Consider the following 5,124-nt stretch of genomic DNA (forward strand, 5'->3'; position numbering starts at 1 on the left):
GGGGAAGAACTCGTACCACGACCCGAACAGCGCCCGCTCCCGCTCCACCAGCAGCGGCAACGGCTCCGACGCGGTCACCAACTCCCGCACCGGATGACGGTCGAGGACGGCCGTCACCTCCGGCGCCAGGGCGGCGGCCAGCCGGGAGGCCGCGGGGCGGGCGCCGTCCCGCAGCGCGTCGACGGCGGCGAGGAGCACGGCCCGCCCGGTCTCCGGGGCCTGTTCGGCGGCCCGCTCGTACAGCCGGGCGCCCTCCTCCAGGACCAGGGCGGTGTCCATCCCCGCGGGGATCTTGATCTGCGCGTGGTGCCGCCAGGTGGCGACGGGATCGCCCCACGCCTCCACGCTGTACGTCCACAGGCCGGGCTCCCCGGCGGTGACGGTGGCGCCCCAGCGGTCGGTGCCGGGCGCCAGTTCGCGCATCGGCGTCCACGGGCCGGGGCGGCCCCGCGGATCGCGGAGCACGACGTTGGCGGCGACCGCGTCGTGTCCCTCGCGGAAGACGGTCGCCGAGATCTCGAAGGTCTCGCCGGTCACGGCCTTCGCGGGCCGGCGTCCGTGCTGCACGATCGGGCGCACGTCGAGGACGGGTATGCGCCCGACGGCCGTGGCCCCGGTGCCTCCGGTCGCCCGGATGTCCTCCCTGCCGGGAGTCGTACGGGTGGTGCTGGTCGTCGGAGGTGCTGACGAGTGGTGCTTGGCGGGCATCACCGCTCCTGTCCGCTTCAACGTGGGTGGGCGGATGGCTGTGGGAGGTGGGTCGTGCCTGATGGGCCTGTGGGGGCTTCCGCAGGAGCCTTCCCACCCCCTTCGGGTGGGCAATCCGGCCCTGTGTTAACTACTCACGCGTATGTCCGCGCACAAGCCCCGCCCCGTTCGGGGCGGCGGGGCAACGACGCAACACGGCCGATACTCGCCCACCGTCACGACCTGTCCGGTAATGCGCCGCTACCACGGCGCTACTTGCGGAAGTTCCTTCGGTGAACCGGGTGCCCCGCCCGCCACCGTTCATGACGACGCCCCAAGTCTGGCCGATTACCGCCCCGTAAGGGGGCGCACGCGGTGGCACCGGGGTGGGCAATGCGGCGGAGACCGTGCATCCGCTCTCCACCGGATGCCGGGTCCGCCCGGCGCGGCCACCCCGGTGCGCCCCCACCGACCGTGCGGTAACCACTACCGTCGATACACGACGGGACGCACACCGCCGTGCGTCCTCCTCCGCACGCTGACGAGGTGGAATGTGAAGGCGATCCGTCGATTCACCGTCCGGCCTGTCCTCCCCGAACCCCTCCGGCCGCTGAGCGACCTGGCGCGCAACCTGCGCTGGTCCTGGCACACGGAGACGCGCGACCTGTTCCAGTCCGTCGATCCGGAGCGGTGGGCCGCCTCGGGCGGTGACCCGGTACGGCTGCTGGGCACCGTCCCGCCCGAGCGGCTGGCCGAGCTGGCCGGCGACCGCCGTTTCCTGCGCCGGCTGACCACCGTGGCCGACGACCTGCACGACTATGCGACCGGCGACCGCTGGTATCAGGGCCAGGCCGGCGAACCGCCCGCCGCCGTCGCCTACTTCTCGCCCGAGTTCGGCATCACCGCCGCCCTGCCCCAGTACAGCGGCGGCCTCGGCATCCTCGCCGGCGACCATCTGAAGGCCGCCAGCGACCTCGGCGTGCCGCTGATCGGCGTCGGCCTGCTCTACCGGCACGGCTACTTCCGCCAGACCCTCTCCCGCGACGGCTGGCAGCAGGAGCACTACCCCGTCCTCGACCCCAACGAGCTGCCCCTCGCCCTGCTGAAGGAGGCCGACGACACCCCCGCCCGGGTCACCCTCGCCCTGCCCGGCGGCAAGGCGCTGCACGCGCGGATCTGGCTGGCCCAGGTCGGCCGCGTCCCGCTGCTGCTGCTCGACTCGGACGTCGAGGAGAACGACCTCGGCGAGCGCGGCGTCACCGACCGCCTCTACGGCGGCGGCAGCGAGCACCGGCTGCTCCAGGAGATGCTGCTCGGCATAGGGGGCGTGCGGGCGGTGCGCACGTACTGCCGGCTCACCGGGCACGCCGAGCCCGAGGTGTTCCACACCAACGAGGGACACGCCGGCTTCCTGGGCCTGGAGCGCATCGCCGAGCTGTGCGACCGGGGGCTGGACTTCGACCCGGCGCTCGAGGCGGTGCGGGCCGGGACCGTCTTCACCACGCACACCCCGGTGCCGGCCGGCATCGACCGCTTCGACCGCGAGCTGGTCGCCCGGCACTTCGGCCCCGACGCCGAACTGCCCCGCATCGACGTCGAGCGCATCCTGCGGCTCGGCGTGGAGAGCTACCCGGGCGGCGAGCCGGGCCTGTTCAACATGGCCGTGATGGGACTGCGCCTCGCCCAGCGCGCCAACGGCGTCTCGCTGCTGCACGGCAACGTCAGCCGGGAGATGTTCTCCGGACTGTGGCCCGGGTTCGACCCCGACGAGGTGCCGATCACCTCCGTCACCAACGGGGTGCACGCACCGACCTGGATCGCCCCCGAGGTGTTCCGGCTGGGCGCCCGGCAGATCGGCGCCCAGCGCACCGAGGACGCCTTCGCGGGCGCCGGCTCCGGCCGGTGGGACGCGGTGGCCGACATCCCCGACCAGGACATCTGGGAGCTGCGCCGGACCCTGCGCGAACAACTCGTGGCGGAGGTGCGGGAGCGGCTGCGGGTCTCCTGGCGGCAGCGCGGCGCCGGCACGGCCGAGCTGGGCTGGATCGACGGGGTGCTGGACCCGGACGTCCTCACCATCGGATTCGCGCGGCGTGTCCCCTCGTACAAGCGGCTGACGCTGATGCTGCGCGACCGGGACCGGCTGACGGACCTGCTGCTGCACCCCGAGCGGCCGGTGCAGATCGTCGTGGCCGGCAAGGCCCACCCGGCCGACGACGGCGGCAAGCGGCTCATCCAGGAACTCGTCCGGTTCGCCGACGACCCGCGGGTGCGGCACCGGATCGTGTTCCTGCCCGACTACGGCATGGGCATGGCGCAGAAGCTCTACCCCGGCTGCGACATCTGGCTCAACAACCCGCTGCGTCCCCTGGAGGCGTGCGGCACCAGCGGGATGAAGGCGGCGCTCAACGGCTGCCTCAACCTGTCGGTGCTGGACGGCTGGTGGGACGAGTGGTTCCAGCCCGACTTCGGCTGGGCCGTGCCGACCGCCGACGGCGCGGGCACCGACCCGGACCGCCGCGACGACATCGAGGCCGCCGCCCTCTACGACCTGCTCGAACAGCGGGTCACCCCGCGCTTCTACGAGCGCGGCCCCGGCGGCCTGCCGGACCGGTGGATCGAGATGGTCCGCCAGACCCTCACCCTGCTCGGCCCCAAGGTGCTGGCGGGCCGCATGGTGCGCGAGTACGTCGAGCGGCTGTACGCCCCCGCGGCGCTCGCCCACCGCTCGATGGACCCGGACGCCGCGCGCGAACTCGCCGGGTGGAAGCACCGGGTGCGCTCCGCCTGGCCCCACGTCACCGTCGACCACGTCGAGACCTCCGCCGCCACGGCCACCGCCGAGCTGGGCGCCACCCTCACCCTGCGGGTCCGCGTCGGCCTCGGCGGCCTCGGTCCCGACGACGTGGAGGTCCAGGCGGTGTCCGGCCGGGTGGACGCCGAGGACCGCATCGCGGACGCCGGCGCCGTCCCGCTGAAACCGGCGGGCGGCTCCGACGTGGAGGGACGCTGGGTGTACGAGGGCCCGCTCACCCTGGACCGCACCGGACCCTACGGCTACACGGTCCGCATCCTGCCCGCACACCGTCTGCTGGCGTCCAACGCGGAGCTGGGGCTGGTTGCGGTGCCGTCGCAGGAGCTGGTGGAGGCGGCGGGGGTGCTCATGCGGTGACGCCGGCGGCGGGCGCCCGGCGGCGGGCGCCCGGCCACCGGTGCGGTGGCAGGGCCGGTCGGCCGGCCCGTCGGCCGGTCAGCCGTTCGGCTCGCGTTCGCACAGCTCGCGCAGCACCTTCCCGCAGCGGCGGGCGTAGGCGTGCTGGAGGCCGCGGGTCGCCGCCCCGCCCGCGCGGGCGTACCAGCGGGCGGGGCGGCTGAAGGCCGTAACGGTCAGCCACACGGTGCCGTCGCCGGTGCGGTCGACCAGGAACGCCTCCTCGCCGCACTCCGGGTGTCCGGGCAGGGTGCCGTACGCCCAGCCGGCGCGGCGGTGTTCGTCGACCGTCCACACCACCCGGCACGGCGCCTTGACGACGCCGGCGAGGGTGACGGTGACGTCGACGCCCGGGGCGGCCCGGTCGGCGCTCGCCTCGATGCCGACGCCGACCGCGCGGTGCATCTCCCAGGTGCGCACCGCGTCCGCGGCCCGGCGGAAGACGTCCTGCCCCTCCCCGATGCGGCTGCGGACGTGCAGGGAGTGGAACCCGGGCGGACAGAAGCCGGCCTCGCGGGTGGCGCCGACGTCCTCGTAGGTGAACGACATGGCGCAAGACTAGAAGGCTCATGAAGATCTTGGGTACTGGCCCTGCCGCGTCAGCGGCAGGGCCAGACTCGTCATGTGGCGATGAGTGAGTGGGTCGGCGAGATGGTCGGGCCGGACGTGTGGGGGACCTGCCGGGAACTGATCCCGGCGGGGAGTGTGTTCGCGTTCCTGGCCGAGCATCGTGGCGAGCTGTTCCCGGCTGAGATGTTCGCGGACATGTATCCGTCGGGGAACGGGCGGCCGAGCATGCTGCCGCAGATCCTGGCCGCCGCGATCACCTTGCAGGCCCTGCACGGGCTGTCGGACTTCGAGACGGTCCAGGAACTGCGGTGCGACCTGCGGTGGAAGGCCGCCTGCGGGCTGGGCCTTCACGACATGGCGTTCGATCCGTCGCTGCTGGCCTACTTCCGCCGCCGGCTGGCCCGTTCCGCCCGCCCGAACCGGATCTTCCAGGCCGTGCGCGAGGTCGTGAAGGCCACCGGTGTCCTCAAGGGCAAGCACCGCCGGGCGCTGGACTCCACGGTGCTGGACGACGCGGTCGCCACCCAGGACACCGTCACCCAGATCATCGCCGCCGTGCGTGCGGTGATCCGCGAGGTCCCCGGCGCCGACACGGTCGCCGCTGCCCGGTGCAGCGCGCACGACTACACCGACCCGGGCAAACCGAAGATTGCCTG

General features: G+C 73.6%; 4 protein-coding genes. 2 read left to right on the forward strand and 2 right to left on the reverse strand.

What is annotated here, in order from left to right; all coding sequences use genetic code 11:
* The coding region (locus ABZY13_RS33315) for a maltotransferase domain-containing protein (RefSeq protein WP_356637536.1) at nucleotides 1-708 on the reverse strand (708 nt) is incomplete at its 3' end.
* Between the two features lie 532 nt (nucleotides 709-1,240).
* On the opposite strand from ABZY13_RS33315, the gene ABZY13_RS33320 reads away from it, so the two are divergent.
* Nucleotides 1,241-3,859, forward strand: coding sequence for a glycosyltransferase family 1 protein (locus ABZY13_RS33320; RefSeq protein WP_356637539.1), 2,619 nt, complete (start codon nucleotides 1,241-1,243; stop codon nucleotides 3,857-3,859).
* Between the two features lie 78 nt (nucleotides 3,860-3,937).
* On the opposite strand, the gene ABZY13_RS33325 is transcribed toward ABZY13_RS33320, so the two are convergent.
* Nucleotides 3,938-4,447, reverse strand: coding sequence for a DUF1990 domain-containing protein (locus ABZY13_RS33325; RefSeq protein WP_356637541.1), 510 nt, complete (start codon nucleotides 4,445-4,447; stop codon nucleotides 3,938-3,940).
* A gap of 81 nt (nucleotides 4,448-4,528) precedes the next feature.
* Between ABZY13_RS33325 and ABZY13_RS33330 the strand changes: the two genes are divergently transcribed.
* The coding region (locus tag ABZY13_RS33330) for a transposase (protein WP_356637543.1) at nucleotides 4,529-5,124 on the forward strand (596 nt) is incomplete at its 3' end.

Source organism: Streptomyces sp. NPDC006610 (genome assembly GCF_040611575.1).
GTDB lineage: Bacteria > Actinomycetota > Actinomycetes > Streptomycetales > Streptomycetaceae > Streptomyces.